Origin of the sequence: Bacillus sp. B1-WWTP-T-0.5-Post-4 (assembly GCF_009183795.1) — a bacterium.
In the GTDB taxonomy this organism is placed as follows: Bacteria; Bacillota; Bacilli; order Bacillales; family Bacillaceae_G; genus Bacillus_A; species Bacillus_A cereus.
The window spans coordinates 131,512-148,564 of record NZ_WEIJ01000009.1 but is presented as its reverse complement, the minus strand read 5'-3'; the positions used below and the strand labels follow the sequence as shown (position 1 = coordinate 148,564).

Below are 17,053 nucleotides of genomic sequence, written 5' to 3'. Positions count from 1 at the left end.
GTATAATATAATTCAGTTAGCATATAGAAGTGTTTGATGAGAATGTAAAGGAGAAAATATGAAAAAGAAGATTAATAGAATTGTAATGATGATTTGTATATTAGTAGGTTTTACAATCTTTTTATATTTACAGAACAATTTAATAAGTATAACTGAAATTAAAATAACCTCTAGTAAAATACCATCCTCTTTTAAAGGGTATAAAATTCTACAAATTTCAGACTTACACAATAAAAAATTTGGCGATAATCAAGATGTGTTAATTCAAAAAATAAAAAGTATAGACCCAGATATTATTGCAATTACGGGTGATTTAATTGACAGTAAATCATACGATGCAGAAGTTAGTATGCAATTAATACGAGAAATGGTAAAGAAGTATCCTGTATATTTTGTGACAGGAAACCATGAACAATGGTCTGGAAAGTATAACAGTTTAGAAAAAGAGTTGAAGAAATATGGTGTCAATGTTTTAAGGAATGAACATGTAAGCATTCGAAAGGGTGAGCAAGAGATAAACTTGCTAGGTATTGATGATCCAGAGTTTGGTACTGGAAACCGTGATGAAGGAAATATTATAATAGATGAAATTAAAAAAGCAAAAATTGAAATGCAGTCAGATAGATATAATGTATTATTATCCCACAGGCCTGAATTTATAAAGGAATATACGAATGAGAGGTTGGATTTGGTTTTATCGGGACATGCTCATGGAGGGCAAGTTAGATTGCCATTTATCGGAGGATTAGTTGCGCCAAATCAAGGTGTTTTACCTAAATATACAGCGGGTTTATATGTAGAACAAAATACATCAATGGTAGTGAGTAGAGGATTAGGAAATAGTATCATTCCGCAAAGGATTTTGAATAGGCCAGAAATTGTAGTCGTGCAGCTAAATTAAGCTGTACGATTTTTTTTATACAAAAATGAGTAAAGGGGCTTTCTGTATTTTGCAGGAGTAAACATTACAATTTTGTTAAAAATTTTCTACGTTACATAAAGTAACAAAATTTGACCCTCAGTGTTTGTTATAGTGTAAATAATCAAAAAACTTAAAATTTGTCGAGTGAAAATTGTGATAAGTAATTCATATAAAAAACTTAAAGGGGTGTACACATGCATAAAGAATATGAAATTGAAGAATACACGGCGATTGAGGAACAAATCCATTATTATTGTAAATGTTTATTAGTAAGTCATCCTGATCAAATAATAAAGTATTTAGAAAAAAGGTTAGAAAAATATGCAGAAACATTACAATATGCACATTTATATCCTGACACAGTTATTTTACCGTTACAGCAATTAGTTATCGAATATTCTTTAGACGTTGCTAGAATTCGGAAGTATATGAATTTAAAAACGTAAAGTGAAATTTATAGTTTAAATGAAACAGAGTCGACTTTAGGAAATGAAATTCTAATGTCGACTCTGTTTCATTGTTTAATATCGGTGATTGAACATACATACTAATCAACGAAGTTTGACATATAATTAAGCAAGAGTAAAATAAAAGTGAGTACTCACTCATTTTTATTGGAAAAGGAGGATGAAACGTGCAACAACCTTCAATTATTTTACGGACTGTATCAAAAAGTTTTGGAAAAAAAGAAGTGTTACACAATCTTTCATTGCAAGTTGAAAAAGCAGAGATTTTTGGTTTTGTTGGACCTTCTGGATCGGGGAAAACAACGCTCATTAAAATGATTGCAGGTATTAATGAGGCAACGAAAGGTGAAGTGCTTGTTAATAATACTAATATGCCTAATTTAAATGAAATGAAACGAATTGGTTATATGGCCCAGGCGGATGCATTATATGAAGAATTGTCAGCATATGAAAATGCAGATTTTATAGCAACGATGTATGGATTAAAGGGAAAAAGTAAAAAGACAAGAATTGCAGAGGTTTTTGAACTTGTACAATTGTCACAGTATATGAAAAAGCAAGTACAACAATTTTCAGGTGGAATGAAAAAACGCTTATCATTAGCAATAGCACTCCTCCATGAACCAGAAATATTAATTTTAGATGAGCCTACAGTGGGGATAGATCCGCTTCTTAGGAAAACGATTTGGGAAAAATTTTATGATCTTAAAAAGAAAGGCACAACGATTATTGTAACGACGCACATTATGGATGAAGCTGAATTTTGTGAGCGTCTAGGATTAATTAGAGAAGGGAAACTAGTTGCGGTTGGAACAACTGAAGAATTGAAAAAACGCGTGTCATCTGGACGGATTGAAGATGTCTTTTTGTTGGAAGAGGTGGTGTCATCATGAGAGTTACTGGTGTAATCATTCGTATTATTCGCCAATTTTTTCGAGATAAGCGTTCGTTAGCGATGATGTTTGGGGCACCAATGTTATTACTTTGGCTATTATCGCTAGTGTTTACACAAAAAGACTATATACCGCAAATTGCTGTTGTTGATATGCCCGCTCAAATAGTAAAAGTGATGAAAAATCAAGAAGCGTCAATTTATGAATACAGTAAAGAAAACGCGATTTCTGAGTTAAAAAAACAAAAGGTAGATGCAATACTTCGAATAGAGAATGGAAAAATGAAACTTCTGTTGGAAGGTAGTGATTCGTCAAAAAATCGTGCTGTACTTCAAGTATTGCAAAAAAGCACAGAGAAGAATGATGTATCGATTATGAAACCTGAAGTAAATTTTTTACATGGCTCTAAAGACTTTACGATGTTTGATGGGCTTGGTCCTGTATTAATTGGTTTCTTTACATTTTTCTTTGTATTTATATTATCAGGTGTATCCTTCGTAAGAGAACGTTTAAGTGGTACGCTAGAAAGGTTATTATCCACCCCAATAAGAAGATGGGAAATAGTCGCAGGTTATATTATTGGTTTTGGAATCTTTGCCTTTATACAATCCATAATTATCGTAAGTTTTTCCGTTTATATTTTAGATTTATACGTAGCTGGCTCTATATGGCTAACGCTACTTATTACATGTATGCTCTCTTTAACTGCACTAACATTAGGTACGTTTTTATCGGCATACGCAAATAATGAGTTTCAAATGATTCAATTTATACCGCTTGTTATTGTGCCACAAATCTTCTTTTCTGGATTGTTTCCAATGGAATCTATGAACAAGTGGCTACAAATGTTAGGGAAAGTATTTCCACTCACATACGGCGCTGACGCAATGAGACAAGTGATGATTCGGAATCAAGGGTTTACAGAGATTGCATTAGATCTTACTGTATTATTACTTTTTTCAATATTATTTGCAGTAGGAAATGTATTTGCTTTAAAGAAACATCGCAAAATATAATAATGACAAAAAGGAGCTTTATAAATGCAGAAGGATTGGCTGGAGGAATTAATAGCTGCAACTAATACGGATAAAAAAAATGAACGTCAAATGCGAATATTAGAGGCGGCTGTTGATATGTTTGGAGAAAAAGGATACGCTTCAACTTCAACAAGTGAAATTGCAAAGCGTGCTGGTGTAGCGGAAGGAACCATCTTCCGCTACTATAAGACGAAAAAAGATTTATTACTAGCGGTCGTAATGCCAACTTTAACTAAGTTCGCTGCACCATTTTTCGTTCAAACCTTTGCAAAAGAAATATTTAAATCAGAGTATGAATCGTATGAAGGACTTTTAAGGGTTGTAATTCATAATAGATTTAAATTTGCTCAAAAACACTTTCCTATGATAAAAATATTAATTCAAGAAGTACCATTTCAACCAGAACTAAAAAATGAAATACAGCAATTAATAGAAACAGAACTTTTTTCACATTTCAAAAAATTGATTGTGAAATTTCAAGAAGAAGGAGAGATTATTGAAATACCGTCATCTTCCGTATTACGTCTTACTTTATCAGCTGTATTAGGTTTATTATTAACACGATTTTTATTATTGCCTGAAGAAAAATGGGATGATGAAATGGAAATCGAAAATACGATTCAATTTATATTGTATGGATTAACTCCACGAATTTAAGCGTTGAAATGTGAATTACATACATTACTTTTAAGTAAAAATAAATCGCCTTTAAAAAGGCGATTTATTTTCATTATATATTTTTGATAAATAAGTACTTGTTTACTAAAAACATTCTAAATCAGCGTGTTTCTTTGTCTCTTTTTCTAAGACCTAATAATCCTGCTAGTCCTAATAAACCAAGCCAAGCCCAATTATTATTTCTATCACGATTATCATTTAAATCATTTGTTGTATTAACATTTCGAGTTCTTACATCATTATTAACTCTGTCTAAGTTATTGTCATTTACTCGAGTTGAAATATCAGTGTTATTAACTCTATTCATATTATTTCCATCGTATTCAGCTTGCGCAGATGTACCTAAAAACATAATAGATAGTGCTAAAACACTTAAAATAGATGATAATTTCTTTTTCATAACAATCCCTCCTTTCTTAATCATTAATTTCTCCGAAGCATGTGTGTATTATTCATTTCACAATATCTAAACCTTCATTAATTGGGCGCACATTTATAGAAAATAGAGTTGAATGATTGTTAATATATCATTGGATATATATTTCTCATAAAAATAAAGGAATCAAACTTTGCTTAAAATGTTAATCTTAGTACAATTTATATTATACGGACTAGCACTAAGGAGGTAATGAGATGCGACAATTTGCAAAACCTACAATCGTCGTAAGTAAATGTTTAGAATTTGATGCTTGTCGTTATAATGGAGAGATGATTCCAGATGTAACAATACGAAATTTGCAGCCATTTGTTACATTTATACCTGTTTGTCCAGAAGTGGAGATTGGATTGGGAACTCCTCGTGAAACGATACGAATTGTAGAAGAAAATGGTATGAATAGACTTGTGCAACCGTCGACACGAGAAGACGTTACTGAAAAAATGGAGCAGTTTTCAAATGACTTTTTACAAACGATATCGGATGTGGATGGTTTTATTTTAAAGAATCGTTCACCAAGTTGTGGTACGCGTGATGTGAAAATTTATTCTGGTTTTGAAAAAGCACCAGCAAAGGGAAAAGGAGCTGGCTTATTTGGGGGAGCAGTAGTAAAAAATTTTTCGCATCTTCCTATTGAAGAGGAAGGCAGATTGTCGAATTTTATTATTAGAGAGCATTTCTTTACAAGGCTATTTACAATCGCATATTACAAAATGATTAAACATAATAAAAATATGAAAGACCTTGTATCGTTTCAGTCGGACAATAAATATTTATTTATGGCATATAATCAGGTGAAACAAAAGGAATTAGGGCGTATAATTGCAAATCACAAAAATGAAAAGATTGAAGTGGTATTTGAAAACTATGAGAAGACTTTATATGAATTATTTATGCGTGCGCCCCGTTATACATCGAATGTAAATGTATGCGAGCACATTTTTGGATATTTTAAAACAAAGCTAAAAAAACAAGAAAAAGATCATTTTATAGAACTGTTACAAAAGTATGCAGAAAAGAAAATACCACTTAGTAGTTTACTTACAATTTTAAAATCATGGGCCATTCGATTTGATGAAAAGTATTTATTAAGACAAACGTATTTCGAACCATACCCTGAAGCATTAGTAGAAATTTCGGATTCGGGAAAAGGTAGAGATTATTAAACAATAAATTACATAATTCGACACAAAATCTCCTATGTTGTTGTAGAACAATGTAGGAATTTTTTTGTGCATTAGTACAGAATCTGTTTTAAAATTAAGTTATGACAGAATTGTAGCAATTGTCTAACTAATATTCCTGTCTTTTAAGTTGTTATGTTTGTAGTAGAAACTCGCACGCTGTCGAAACTCAATATTCGATAAGGGGTGTGTAGCGGAATGGAATTTACTCTAACTCGCGAAAAACAAATGATTAAAGAAATGGTACGTGACTTTGCTGAAAAGGAAATCGCACCGAAAGCTGTATATTATGACAAAACTGCAGAGTTTCCATATGAAACATTTCAAAAAATGGGCGAACTAGGATTATTAGGCATCCCATTCCCAGAAGAGTATGGAGGTTCAGGTGGCGATACGGTATCGTATGCGTTAGCAGTTGAAGAAATTGGTCGCGCTTGTGGTGGCACCGGTTTAAGCTATGCTGCAACAATTTCATTAGGTGCTTCTCCAATTTATTATTTCGGTACAGAAGAACAAAAACAAAAGTATTTAGTTCCAATGGCGTCAGGTAAAACATTAGGTGCCTTCGGATTAACGGAGCCGAATGCTGGATCAGATGCAGGTGGTACTCAAACGAAAGCGGTATTAGATGGTGATGAGTATGTAATCAGTGGTGAGAAGTGTTGGATTACAAACGCAGAGTATGCAAATACAATTATTGTAACCGCTGTCAACGGTATTGAAGAGAATGGTAGAAAACGTATTTCTGCATTTATCGTGCCTACTACGAGTGAAGGATTAACGATTTCAAGTCCTTACGATAAGATGGGTGTTCGCGCTTCTAATACTTGTGAAATCGTACTTGATGGTGTTCGTGTACCGAAAGAAAATATTCTTGGTGATGTAAATAAAGGCTTTAAACAATTTTTATATACACTTGATGGAGGGCGTATTTCAATCGCTGCATTGGCAGTTGGTATTGCGCAATCAGCCTTTGAACGTGCATTACAATATGCGAAAGAACGTCAACAATTTGGAAAGTCAATCTCTAATTTCCAAGCGATTCAATTTAAATTAGCTGATATGGCGACTGAAGTAGAGCTAGCACGCAATTTAGTACATAAAGCAGCTTGGTTAAAAGATAACGATAAACCTTTCGGCAAAGAAGCGGCAATGGCAAAACTATTTGCATCGGAAGCGGCAAGCCGTATTGCGAATCATGCAGTACAGATTCATGGTGGATATGGCTATATGCGTGAATATGAAGTTGAACGACATATTCGTGATGCGAAACTATTAGAAATTGGTGAAGGAACTTCTGAAATTCAACGTCTCGTAATTGCTAGACATTTAGGATGTAGATAAAAGGGAGGAATCACTATGTTTCAAAAAATATTAATTGCGAATCGCGGGGAAATCGCTGTTCGTATTATGAAAACTTGTCAAAAACTTGGTATTCGCACTGTTGCTATTTATTCTGAAGCAGATGAAAATGCCCTTCATGTGAAAATGGCAAATGAAGCTTACTTAGTAGGTGGACCGCGTGTTCAAGAAAGCTATTTAAACCTTGAAAAAATTATTGAAATAGCTAAGAAGACAAATGCAGAAGCAATTCATCCGGGTTATGGTTTATTATCAGAGAATCCGTCTTTTCCGGTTCGCTGCAAAGAAGAAGGAATCGTATTTATCGGTCCTTCAGAAGAAATCATTACGAAGATGGGAAGTAAAATTGAATCACGTATCGCAATGCAAGCAGCAGATGTCCCAGTAGTCCCAGGTATTACTACAAATATTGAAACTGCTGAAGAAGCAATTGAAATTGCAAAACAAATTGGTTATCCATTAATGCTTAAGGCATCCGCAGGCGGCGGAGGCATTGGTATGCAGTTGATGGAAACTGAGCAAACGCTCACCAAAGCGTTTGAAAGTAATAAAACAAGAGCGCAAAACTTCTTCGGTAACGGAGAAATGTATTTAGAGCGATATATAGCAGACGCGCATCATATTGAGATTCAGCTTTTAGCAGATACACACGGTAACACAGTGTATTTATGGGAGCGTGAATGTTCGGTACAGCGCCGAAATCAAAAAGTAATCGAAGAAGCACCTTCACCATTTTTAGATGAAGGTACACGAAAGGCGATGGGAGAAGTTGCTGTACAAGCTGCAAAAGCACTTGGCTATACAAATGCAGGTACAGTTGAGTTTCTTGTAGATGATCAGAAAAATTTCTATTTCTTAGAAATGAATACGAGATTACAAGTAGAGCATCCAGTGACAGAAGAAATTACGGGATTAGACCTTGTAGAACAGCAACTCCTTATCGCAAGTGGAGAGAAACTATCATTTACTCAGGATGATGTAAAACGTAGTGGTCATGCCATTGAAGCTCGTATTTATGCAGAGGATCCGAAAACATTCTTCCCGTCACCTGGGAAAATTACAGATTTAACATTACCGTCAAATGTACGAATTGATCACTTCTTAGAAAATCATGTAACGATTACACCTTTCTATGATCCAATGATTGCGAAAGTCATTGCACATGGTGAGACTCGTGAAGAAGCAATTTCGAAATTACATGATGCTCTAGAAGAATTAAAAGTAGAAGGTATTAAAACGAACACGCCAATGCTACTGCAAGTTTTGGAAGACGAAGTGTTCAAAGCGGGTATTTATACAACGGGTTTTGTAACGAAACAACTCGTTAAAAAATAAGATCTAACAATATTAAGGGGGAAAAAATGATGACGAAAGTATACGCATCGATGGCAGGAAACGTTTGGAAGATTGTTGTAGGAGTAGGAGATACAGTAGAGGAAGAGCAGGATGTCGTCATTTTAGAATCTATGAAAATGGAAATTCCAATCATTTCAGAAGAAGCTGGCACAGTTATGAAAATTAATGTGCAAGAAGGCGATTTTGTAAATGAAGGAGATGTATTATTAGAAATTGAATAGGGAGATATAGGGGGAAGCGAATTGAAACTACCTAATTTTGCTGTCATTAAAGAAGTAGGACCACGTGATGGTTTACAAAATGAAAAAAAGATTGTTGGCACAAAAGATAAAGTAAAATGGATTCAACTACTTACAGAAGCAGGATTGTCGTATGTTGAAGTTTCCTCATTCGTTCACCCAAAATGGGTCCCAGCATTAGCGGATGCAAATGATGTGTTTTCTGAGCTGAAGAGGGATCCAAATGTTACATATGCTGCGCTTGTTCCGAACCAAAATGGTTTGGAACGAGCTTTTTTGCAAAATGTAGATGAGGTGAATGTTTTTTTATCAGCAAGTGAATCTCATAATAAAAGTAATATTAATAAATCGATTAAAGAAGCGTTAGTTGTAATCGAAGATATAACAAAACAGGCATTATTCGAAGGGAAAAAGGTAAGAGGCTATGTTTCTACTGTATTTGGATGTCCTTATGAAGGGGATATAAGTGTCACAGCAGTTGACGAATTATGTAATCAACTATTTTCATACGGCATTTATGAAGTTTCTCTTGGGGATACAATCGGTGTAGCGAATCCATTACAAGTAGAACAAGTATTAGAACATCTATTAAAGAAGTATGATGCTTCGCAGTTTGCCATGCATTTTCATAATACGTATGGAATGGCTCTAGCAAATGTAGTTAAATCATTAGAATACGGTATTACAACATTTGATAGTTCTTGTGGTGGACTCGGGGGCTGCCCTTATGCACCAGGAGCATCAGGTAATGTTGCTACTGATGACCTAGTACATATGCTCCATAAATTAGGAGTTCAAACGAATATAGACGAAGAAAAGTTATTGCGAGCTAGTCAATTTATTCAAAGTAAGCTAAATATCCAATTACCGAGTCATGTGTATAGAGCGCTTCAACATAAAACGATAAGTAGGTGAGAAGATGCTACAATTACAAAACATTTCAGTTGATTATGTAACACCTCACGTTGTAAAGATTTCGTTATATCGTGAAAGACAAGCAAACTCATTATCTTTAGCGTTATTAGAAGAGTTACAAAACATATTAACTCAAATAAGTGAAGAGTCCAATACGCGTGTAGTTATTCTAACAGGTGCTGGTGAAAAAGCATTTTGTGCTGGTGCTGATTTAAAAGAACGTGCTGGTATGAATGAGGAACAAGTTCGCCATGCTGTTAGTATGATTCGCACGACTATGGAGATGGTTGAACAATTACCACAGCCAGTTATTGCTGCTATAAATGGAATCGCACTTGGTGGTGGTACGGAATTAAGTTTAGCTTGTGATTTTAGAATTGCTGCTGAATCTGCAAGTCTTGGTCTTACTGAAACGACACTTGCAATTATACCAGGAGCGGGTGGTACACAGCGCTTACCGAGATTAATTGGTGTTGGTAGAGCGAAAGAATTAATTTATACAGGTAGACGTATTTCAGCGCAAGAAGCAAAAGAATATGGTTTAGTAGAATTTGTTGTACCAGCTAATTTACTTGAAGAGAAAGCGATTGAAATAGCAGAGAAAATTGCTAGTAATGGACCTATTGCTGTTCGATTAGCAAAAGAGGCAATTTCAAATGGTATTCAAGTTGATTTACATACCGGATTACAAATGGAAAAACAAGCGTATGAAGGTGTAATCCATACGAAAGATAGATTAGAAGGATTACAAGCATTCAAGGAAAAACGCACACCAACGTATAAGGGGGAGTAAATATGTTAGATCAAAAACAACAATCTAATTCATTTGAAGAACGAGTTGAAACGATTAAACAAGGTGGCGCACCAAAGTATCATGAACAAAATAAAGCAAAAGGGAAATTATTTGTTCGAGATCGTTTAGCGCTTCTATTTGATAATGGCGAATATGTAGAAGATGCATTATTTGCTAACTGTGAACAAACAGGCTTACCTGCGGACGGCGTTGTAACGGCAACGGGTAAAATACATGGTCGTACTGCGTGTGTAATGGCCAATGATTCTACTGTAAAAGCTGGATCATGGGGATCACGCACAGTTGAAAAGATTTTACGTATTCAAGAAACAGCTGAAAAACTACGTGTTCCGTTATTTTATTTAGTTGACTCTGCTGGAGCGCGTATTACAGATCAAGTAGAAATGTTCCCAGGGCGCCGTGGTGCAGGAAGAATCTTCTATAATCAAGTGAAATTATCAGGTAAAGTTCCTCAAGTATGCTTATTATTTGGACCTTCTGCAGCTGGTGGTGCCTATATTCCAGCCTTTTGCGACGTTGTAATGATGGTAGAAGGAAATGCATCTATGTATTTAGGATCTCCTCGTATGGCTGAGATGGTTATCGGTGAGAAGGTAACTTTAGAAGAGATGGGCGGAGCTCGTATGCATTGCTCTGTATCAGGATGCGGAGATGTTTTATGTAAGACAGAAGAAGATGCGATTACACAAGCAAGACAATACATTTCATATTTTCCAAACAACTACTTAGAAAAGACTCCATTGGTTACACCTCAAGAACCGAAACAATTCGATAAAACGTTAGCACAAATCATTCCAGAAAATCAAAATGCTCCTTTCAATATGAAAGATCTCATTAATAGAGTTATTGATGAAGGTTCATTCTATGAAGTGAAAAAATTATTTGCTCAAGAGCTAATTACAGGCTTAGCACGTATTGATGGTAAGCCAGTTGGTATTATTGCAAATCAGCCGCGTATGAAGGGTGGCGTATTATTCCACGATTCAGCTGATAAAGCTGCTAAGTTTATTAATTTATGCGATGCATATCATATTCCATTATTATTCCTTGCGGATGTACCAGGATTTATGATTGGTACAAAAGTAGAGCGTGCCGGTATTATTCGCCACGGTGCAAAAATGATTTCTGCAATGAGTGAAGCAACTGTACCGAAGATTTCTATCGTTGTTCGTAAAGCATATGGCGCTGGTTTATATGCGATGGCAGGTCCAGCATTTGAACCAGATTGCTGTCTGGCATTACCGACAGCCTCTATTGCGGTAATGGGTCCAGAAGCTGCGGTTAATGCTGTATATGCAAATAAAATTGCAGCTTTACCAGAAGAAGAGCGTGCTAGCTTCATTGCTGAAAAACGTGAAGAGTATAAGAAAGATATTGATATTTATCATTTAGCATCAGAGATGGTGATTGATGGTATTGTTCATCCAAACAATTTACGTGAAGAGTTAAAAGGACGTTTCGAAATGTATATGAGTAAATATCAAGTATTCACAGATCGTAAACATCCTGTATATCCAGTTTAAAAGCCCTATTTAGGGCTTTCTTGCTCAAAAAGTTAAGGAGGGGAAAACATTGAAACAAGCAGTTTGGTTTCCAACAGAAGAGTACAAGGAAAAAACACGTTTATATGGTTGGATGAAATCATTGGGATATGAAGACTATGAAACTTTTTATAATAAATCTATTGAGGAAACAGCTTGGTTTTGGAGAGAGGCAGAAAAAGCAGTAGGCTATCAATGGATGAAACCTTATACAGAAGTGTTAGACTTAGAAAATGGTACACCGTTTGCACAGTGGTATAATGGCGGAACATGTAACGTTGTAGAATCAGCTTTATCTCGCTGGCTTGCGGATGAAGAGACGAGAATACAGCCAGCACTTCAGTACGAAGGGGAAAATGGAACTTCAAAATCATTTACATATGAAGAGCTTGACAACTGGGTAAGCCGTGTTGCAAATGGTTTGAAACACGCGGGTATTGAAAAAGGTGATCGTGTAACAATTTATATGCCGATGATTCCAGAAACAGTTGTTGCGATGCTAGCTGTAATGAAAATCGGAGCAATTATTTCACCAATATTCTCAGGCTTTGCGTCTGATGCAGTCATGACACGTGTGCAAGCGGCAGGTTCAAAAATGATTATTACCGCAGATGGATTTTCACGCCGCGGTAAAATTGTTTCTTTAAAAGATGAAGTAGATAAAGCTTGTGAACATTGCCCAACTGTTGAAAAAGTTGTTATCGTTCGTCATGCAGGAAATGATTTTACACCACATAACTATGATTTTTCGTGGAGTACGCTAGAAAAAGAAAAACCATTCATACATGCCGAGGAAATGCAAAGTGATGATCCATTAATGCTCATTTATACATCAGGAACGACTGGTAAGCCGAAAGGAACAGTACACACGCATGCAGGATTTCCTTTGAAAGCAGCTTTTGATGCAGGATTTGGAATGAATATTAAACAAGGTGATCGTGTATTATGGGTAACTGATATGGGCTGGATGATGGGGCCGTTTCTATTATTCGGTTCACTCATTAATGGAGCAACGATGGTTATGTACGAAGGTGTTCCAGACTTCCCAGAAGCAGACCGGTTATGGGAGACAGTTGATAAATATGAGATTACTCATCTAGGTATTTCGCCAACGTTAATCCGAGCATTGATGGCAAAAGGTGATGAGTATGTCAATAAACATTCTTTAAAGAGTTTGGAAGTATTCGCATCAACAGGAGAACCTTGGAATCCTGATCCATGGATGTGGCTGTTTGAAACAGTTGGAAAAGGAAATGTCCCAATCTGTAACTACTCAGGTGGAACTGAAATCTCTGGTGGGATTTTCGGTAATGTTCTTATTAAGCCAATAGCACCGATTAGTTTTAACGCATCTTTACCAGGAATGGCGGCTGTCGTACTGGATGATCAAGGTAAACCAATTCGAGATGAAGTCGGAGAATTATGCTTAGAGAAACCTTGGGTAGGTATGACGAAAAGCTTCTGGGAAGATGATGAACGTTACGTAAACACATATTGGTCGCGTTTTGAAAATAAATGGGTCCACGGTGACTGGGTCATTTACGATGGTGAACAATATATCATCACAGGGCGTTCAGACGATACGTTAAATATTGCAGGTAAACGTATTGGACCTGCTGAATATGAATCTATTCTTGTGAAACATAACGATGTAATCGAAGCTGCTGCAATTGGTGTACCTGACGAAGTAAAAGGTGAAGTTTGTCATTGTTTTGTAGTGTTAAGAGACCATGTAACATTCACAGGAGAATTAAAGAAAGAATTAATGAGTTTAGTAAACTCTCATATTGGAAAAGCGTTGTGTCCTAAAGACATCCACGTTGTAGAAGATTTACCGAAAACACGTAATTCTAAAGTAATGCGCCGTGTTATTAAAGCAGCTTACTTAGGAAAAGAATTAGGTGATTTATCATCGCTTGTAAATCCTGAAGTAGTTCCGTTTATTCAGGGGTTACAGTCTAGTAAATTATAAAATTAGAAAGGATCTCTATATAAATAGAGCTCCTTTTTTATGTTTATAAAAAGAGAAGAAGTGAAGTTGATGAAGAAGAAAAATTCTACTATTAGTGTTAAGTATGTTTTTTAGTTTTTATCAAAATACGATATTATGGAATGTCTATTCAATGGAGAAATACTAATTTACAACAACAAGGTGATGACAAAGCGTGACTGCTTATATGTCTGTTTAAACCTTTACGTGTTAATATATAAAAAGCTGACTATAAGCAGTCAGCTTTTTATATATTACATTCTAGTATTTATCTCGCTATTTGCCGGGCAGTAATGCCCCCACCTAAAAATTCAGCGAAAGCAAGGAAGTAGGTGAGGGATCAACTTTCCGGAAAAGCCCGATTGGTTCCAAAAGACATATTCTTTCCTTTACGTTGACATTAAAAATATTACCAATTTTTTCTTTTACAATGGCAACAAATAAAGAAACATTTACAACGACACTTATTTCGTTTAGAACTCCAATCATCATCACGATGACACTTTTCTTTAGATTTCCACCAATCATCATTACAATGTTTTTCCTGAGAACTCCAATCGTCATCACAATGACACTTTTCTTTAGATTTCCACCAATCATCATTACAATGCTTTTTCTGAGAACTCCAATTATCATCACAATGATGCTTTTCTTTAGATTTCCACCAATCATCACAACAATGCTTTTTCTGAGAACTCCAGCAATCATTTTTCCAGGACATTTATTTCTACCTCCTTTCAATAGTGTTCATATTATTCTATGTTTTAATAAAAAAATGGCTTGTTTATTAACCTACTATTTTATCTTTATATGATAGAGTGTCTTCTACTCGATATAGAATTCATACAAACTATGCTAATTTTTAAGAGAAAGTGGAGAGAACTACTACTAGTTATGGTATTTTTCAATAAACACTTGTTGAAGAAAATGTTCTGATTACAAATAATATCTTATTTTCAAGTACGCTTTTTAAATGTATATTTCACAATGAAAAATGGGAAATCCACAAATAAAGTCTATGTATATGTGAGTTAATGGGAAAATCTAGTGTGTTTTTAAGGGGCGTCTTATTTAAAAGAAAAAAGGTTTGTTTTAGAAAGTAGTGTCTAAACATTAAATGGAGTAGGACTAAATTCACGGCTGCTCATTAAAAAGCTTTTAATTAGGAGAAGTCTGTTTTTATAATGAATAATGAAAAGAAAGTTTGGTACAATTGTTTGTTTTTTTCTTTTTATGTGTTTGCCTCGTACCCTTTTAAGCTAGTGGACATACTTTACTAATAGAAAGGATTAGGGGGTGAGGTATTGGGTTCTCGATTTAATAATTGTAAAAAGAAGTGTACATGTAAACAAGATGATTGTTGGGAAGTATTCGAAGAGTGTAAAAAAGAACAGCATGAGAAATGTGATAATTCTTGTGTACAAGGAATTAGAGATGAACTTAAGAAATTAATTAATCGAACAGTTCAAATTAATACAGAGGGACGTACTTATGTAGGTACTGTTTCGTCTGTAAGTTGTGATGTAGTTAGGCTTGCGGCTATTCCTGGATCGGTTGGAGTAATTATTTCCATTTGCAAAATTGAAGCAATTTTCCCACCGGTTACAACGGTTACTGCTGACTTTGATTTTAATGGTATTGATGTAGCAAACAAAGCATAATTATGCTGCCTTTTTGTAAAGCCATTCACATGAATGGCTTTATTTTAATTTTATATAAAAGGAGAATATATTCTTTATATAGAAATAAGTTTGAGGTTATAAAGCATGATGTACGAAAGGAGCAAGGAAGTGATTAAACTAGAAAGCTTTAAGAAATCTGATTTTAAACAATTAATAAATTGGATTAATTCCGAAGAATTTCTAATACAATGGTCAGGAAATGCATTCACATTTCCTTTAGACGAACAGCAATTAGAGAAGTATATAGAAAGTGCAAATACACTCGCTTTCAAAGTGGTAGATGAAGAGACTTCAGACGTTATTGGACATATTTCGCTTGGGCAAATAGATAATATTAATAAGTCCGCTAGAATTGGAAAAGTATTAGTTGGTAATACGAAGATGAGAGGACGTTCTATAGGAAAACATATGATGAAAGCAGTACTTCATATTGCTTTTGACGAATTAAAACTACATAGAGTAACTCTTGGTGTGTATGATTTTAATACATCGGCCATTTCATGTTACGAAAAAATAGGGTTTGTAAAAGAAGGCTTATTAAGAGAGTCAAAAAGAGTAGGAGAAACGTATTGGAATTTATGGGAAATGAGTATGCTAGAATATGAATGGAAGAAGTAGCAACGATAGTAATTTATAATTATATTATGTTAATAAAGGGGTTTGGTGGGTATAGTGGATAATAAAACAAAAATAATTTCAATTGCAGCTGTTTCGGGAGGAGGTAAAACTACAATTACAGAAAGATTAAAGCATAAGTTTAAAAACTCAAAAGCTCTATATTTTGATAGTTATACATTTGATAACTCTCCTGCTGATATTTGTAAATGGATTGATGATGGGGCGAATTACGACGAGTGGGTATTAACACCATTAATTCATGATATTGAGCAACTTATACAAAATAATACCTTAGACTATATTATTGTAGATTATCCTTTTGCATACTTAAATAGTGAGATGCGAAAATTCATTGATGTAACTATATTTATTGATACGCCTTTAGATATTGCGATGGCTAGAAGGATTTTGCGAGATTTTAAGGAAGGTACAATAGATGAAATACATAATGATTTGGAACATTACATGACATATGCGAGAAAAGCTTATTTAGAGGCAATTCATACTGTTAAGCCGAATTCAGATATCATATTGGATGGTTCTTTATCTGTAAGTGAAATAATTAATCACGCTGTAGAGGAACTTGGCCGAAGAGAAGTGATTGTCAATGGTTAAATGTATAACAGATGCTGTTAGGTGGATAATTGAAGTAAGGGAGAGAGAAATGTGTACACTTTATTTCAATATAATTGGCAAGTAAGAGATGATTGGTTTAAGTGGTGTGAACAACTTTGAGAGGAAGATTTACTTTGCAAACTGGGGGTATGTTAGAAACATGATTTCAAGTATAGTTGGATTAGTGCTCTTCAAGGAGAAGAAGATAGCGAACCGCAATTTAAAGATTATCAATCGATTCAAAAAGTGAAAGCGTTATCTGATTTATATAAACGAGAACTTGAAGTTTTTTTTGCAGTCATGA

Annotated in this window: 18 protein-coding genes and 1 pseudogene; 17 read left to right on the top strand and 2 right to left on the bottom strand. The window is 34.8% G+C overall.

What is annotated here, in order from left to right; genetic code table 11:
- Positions 1–58: 58 nt before the first annotated feature.
- The 5 genes from GBN91_RS23620 (at position 59) to GBN91_RS23600 (ending at position 3,976) form a co-directional block, all read left to right on the top strand.
- Positions 59–901 (top strand): metallophosphoesterase, encoded by an 843-nt coding sequence (locus GBN91_RS23620; RefSeq protein WP_152122483.1) that lies wholly within the window; start codon positions 59–61, stop codon positions 899–901.
- Between the two features lie 215 nt (positions 902–1,116).
- Positions 1,117–1,368: a hypothetical protein gene (locus GBN91_RS23615; protein ID WP_000548621.1), complete on the top strand. Its 252-nt coding sequence runs from the start codon at positions 1,117–1,119 to the stop codon at positions 1,366–1,368.
- 188 nt (positions 1,369–1,556) lie between these two features.
- Complete coding sequence (locus tag GBN91_RS23610; protein WP_001187075.1) at positions 1,557–2,282, top strand: ABC transporter ATP-binding protein; 726 nt, start codon at positions 1,557–1,559, stop codon at positions 2,280–2,282.
- Entirely contained in the window at positions 2,279–3,298 is a 1,020-nt protein-coding gene (locus tag GBN91_RS23605; protein ID WP_149215699.1) for an ABC transporter permease, read from the top strand. Before GBN91_RS23610 ends, GBN91_RS23605 begins: the two co-directional genes overlap by 4 nt.
- 24 nt (positions 3,299–3,322) lie before the next feature.
- On the top strand, positions 3,323–3,976 hold the full coding sequence (locus tag GBN91_RS23600; protein WP_152122481.1) for a TetR/AcrR family transcriptional regulator: 654 nt from the start codon (positions 3,323–3,325) through the stop codon (positions 3,974–3,976).
- Between the two features lie 121 nt (positions 3,977–4,097).
- Here GBN91_RS23600 and GBN91_RS23595 read toward each other — a convergent pair whose 3' ends face one another.
- Positions 4,098–4,397, bottom strand: coding sequence for a WGxxGxxG family protein (locus GBN91_RS23595; protein ID WP_049107879.1), 300 nt, complete (start codon positions 4,395–4,397; stop codon positions 4,098–4,100).
- 233 nt (positions 4,398–4,630) lie between these two features.
- Between GBN91_RS23595 and GBN91_RS23590 the strand changes: the two genes are divergently transcribed.
- The 8 genes from GBN91_RS23590 to GBN91_RS23555 all read left to right on the top strand — a co-directional run bounded on the left by GBN91_RS23590 (position 4,631) and on the right by GBN91_RS23555 (position 13,816).
- Entirely contained in the window at positions 4,631–5,599 is a 969-nt protein-coding gene (locus tag GBN91_RS23590; RefSeq protein ID WP_113304432.1) for a YbgA family protein, read from the top strand.
- Positions 5,600–5,815: 216 nt separating this feature from the next.
- Positions 5,816–6,961, top strand: coding sequence for an acyl-CoA dehydrogenase (locus GBN91_RS23585; protein WP_149215697.1), 1,146 nt, complete (start codon positions 5,816–5,818; stop codon positions 6,959–6,961).
- Positions 6,962–6,976: 15 nt separating this feature from the next.
- On the top strand, positions 6,977–8,314 hold the full coding sequence (locus GBN91_RS23580) for an acetyl-CoA carboxylase biotin carboxylase subunit (RefSeq protein ID WP_016098542.1): 1,338 nt from the start codon (positions 6,977–6,979) through the stop codon (positions 8,312–8,314).
- Positions 8,315–8,340: 26 nt separating this feature from the next.
- Positions 8,341–8,556: an acetyl-CoA carboxylase biotin carboxyl carrier protein subunit gene (locus GBN91_RS23575; protein WP_001987345.1), complete on the top strand. Its 216-nt coding sequence runs from the start codon at positions 8,341–8,343 to the stop codon at positions 8,554–8,556.
- 21 nt (positions 8,557–8,577) lie between these two features.
- Positions 8,578–9,489 (top strand): hydroxymethylglutaryl-CoA lyase, encoded by a 912-nt coding sequence (mvaB, locus tag GBN91_RS23570; protein ID WP_000775436.1) that lies wholly within the window; start codon positions 8,578–8,580, stop codon positions 9,487–9,489.
- 4 nt (positions 9,490–9,493) lie between these two features.
- A complete protein-coding gene (locus GBN91_RS23565; protein WP_000939818.1) occupies positions 9,494–10,282 on the top strand; it encodes an enoyl-CoA hydratase in 789 nt (262 codons plus the stop codon).
- A 2-nt stretch (positions 10,283–10,284) separates the two neighbouring features.
- Positions 10,285–11,826 (top strand): acyl-CoA carboxylase subunit beta, encoded by a 1,542-nt coding sequence (locus tag GBN91_RS23560; RefSeq protein WP_086388517.1) that lies wholly within the window; start codon positions 10,285–10,287, stop codon positions 11,824–11,826.
- A 49-nt stretch (positions 11,827–11,875) separates the two neighbouring features.
- Positions 11,876–13,816, top strand: a complete 1,941-nt coding sequence (locus GBN91_RS23555) for an AMP-binding protein (protein ID WP_086388516.1) — start codon at positions 11,876–11,878, stop codon at positions 13,814–13,816.
- Between the two features lie 321 nt (positions 13,817–14,137).
- Here the strand turns inward: GBN91_RS23555 and GBN91_RS23550 are convergent, their stop codons facing one another.
- Positions 14,138–14,575: a hypothetical protein gene (locus tag GBN91_RS23550; RefSeq protein ID WP_171009802.1), complete on the bottom strand. Its 438-nt coding sequence runs from the start codon at positions 14,573–14,575 to the stop codon at positions 14,138–14,140.
- A 563-nt stretch (positions 14,576–15,138) separates the two neighbouring features.
- Between GBN91_RS23550 and GBN91_RS23545 the strand changes: the two genes are divergently transcribed.
- The 4 genes and pseudogenes from GBN91_RS23545 to GBN91_RS29330 all read left to right on the top strand — a co-directional run.
- Positions 15,139–15,495, top strand: a complete 357-nt coding sequence (locus tag GBN91_RS23545; protein WP_000535577.1) for a hypothetical protein — start codon at positions 15,139–15,141, stop codon at positions 15,493–15,495.
- A gap of 105 nt (positions 15,496–15,600) precedes the next feature.
- Entirely contained in the window at positions 15,601–16,134 is a 534-nt protein-coding gene (locus GBN91_RS23540) for a GNAT family N-acetyltransferase (RefSeq protein ID WP_000990082.1), read from the top strand.
- Positions 16,135–16,179: 45 nt separating this feature from the next.
- Complete coding sequence (locus GBN91_RS23535; RefSeq protein WP_000513268.1) at positions 16,180–16,749, top strand: nucleoside/nucleotide kinase family protein; 570 nt, start codon at positions 16,180–16,182, stop codon at positions 16,747–16,749.
- Between the two features lie 51 nt (positions 16,750–16,800).
- Positions 16,801–17,049 (top strand): annotated as a pseudogene (locus tag GBN91_RS29330) (DinB family protein); the annotation flags it as partial.
- Positions 17,050–17,053 lie beyond the last annotated feature (4 nt).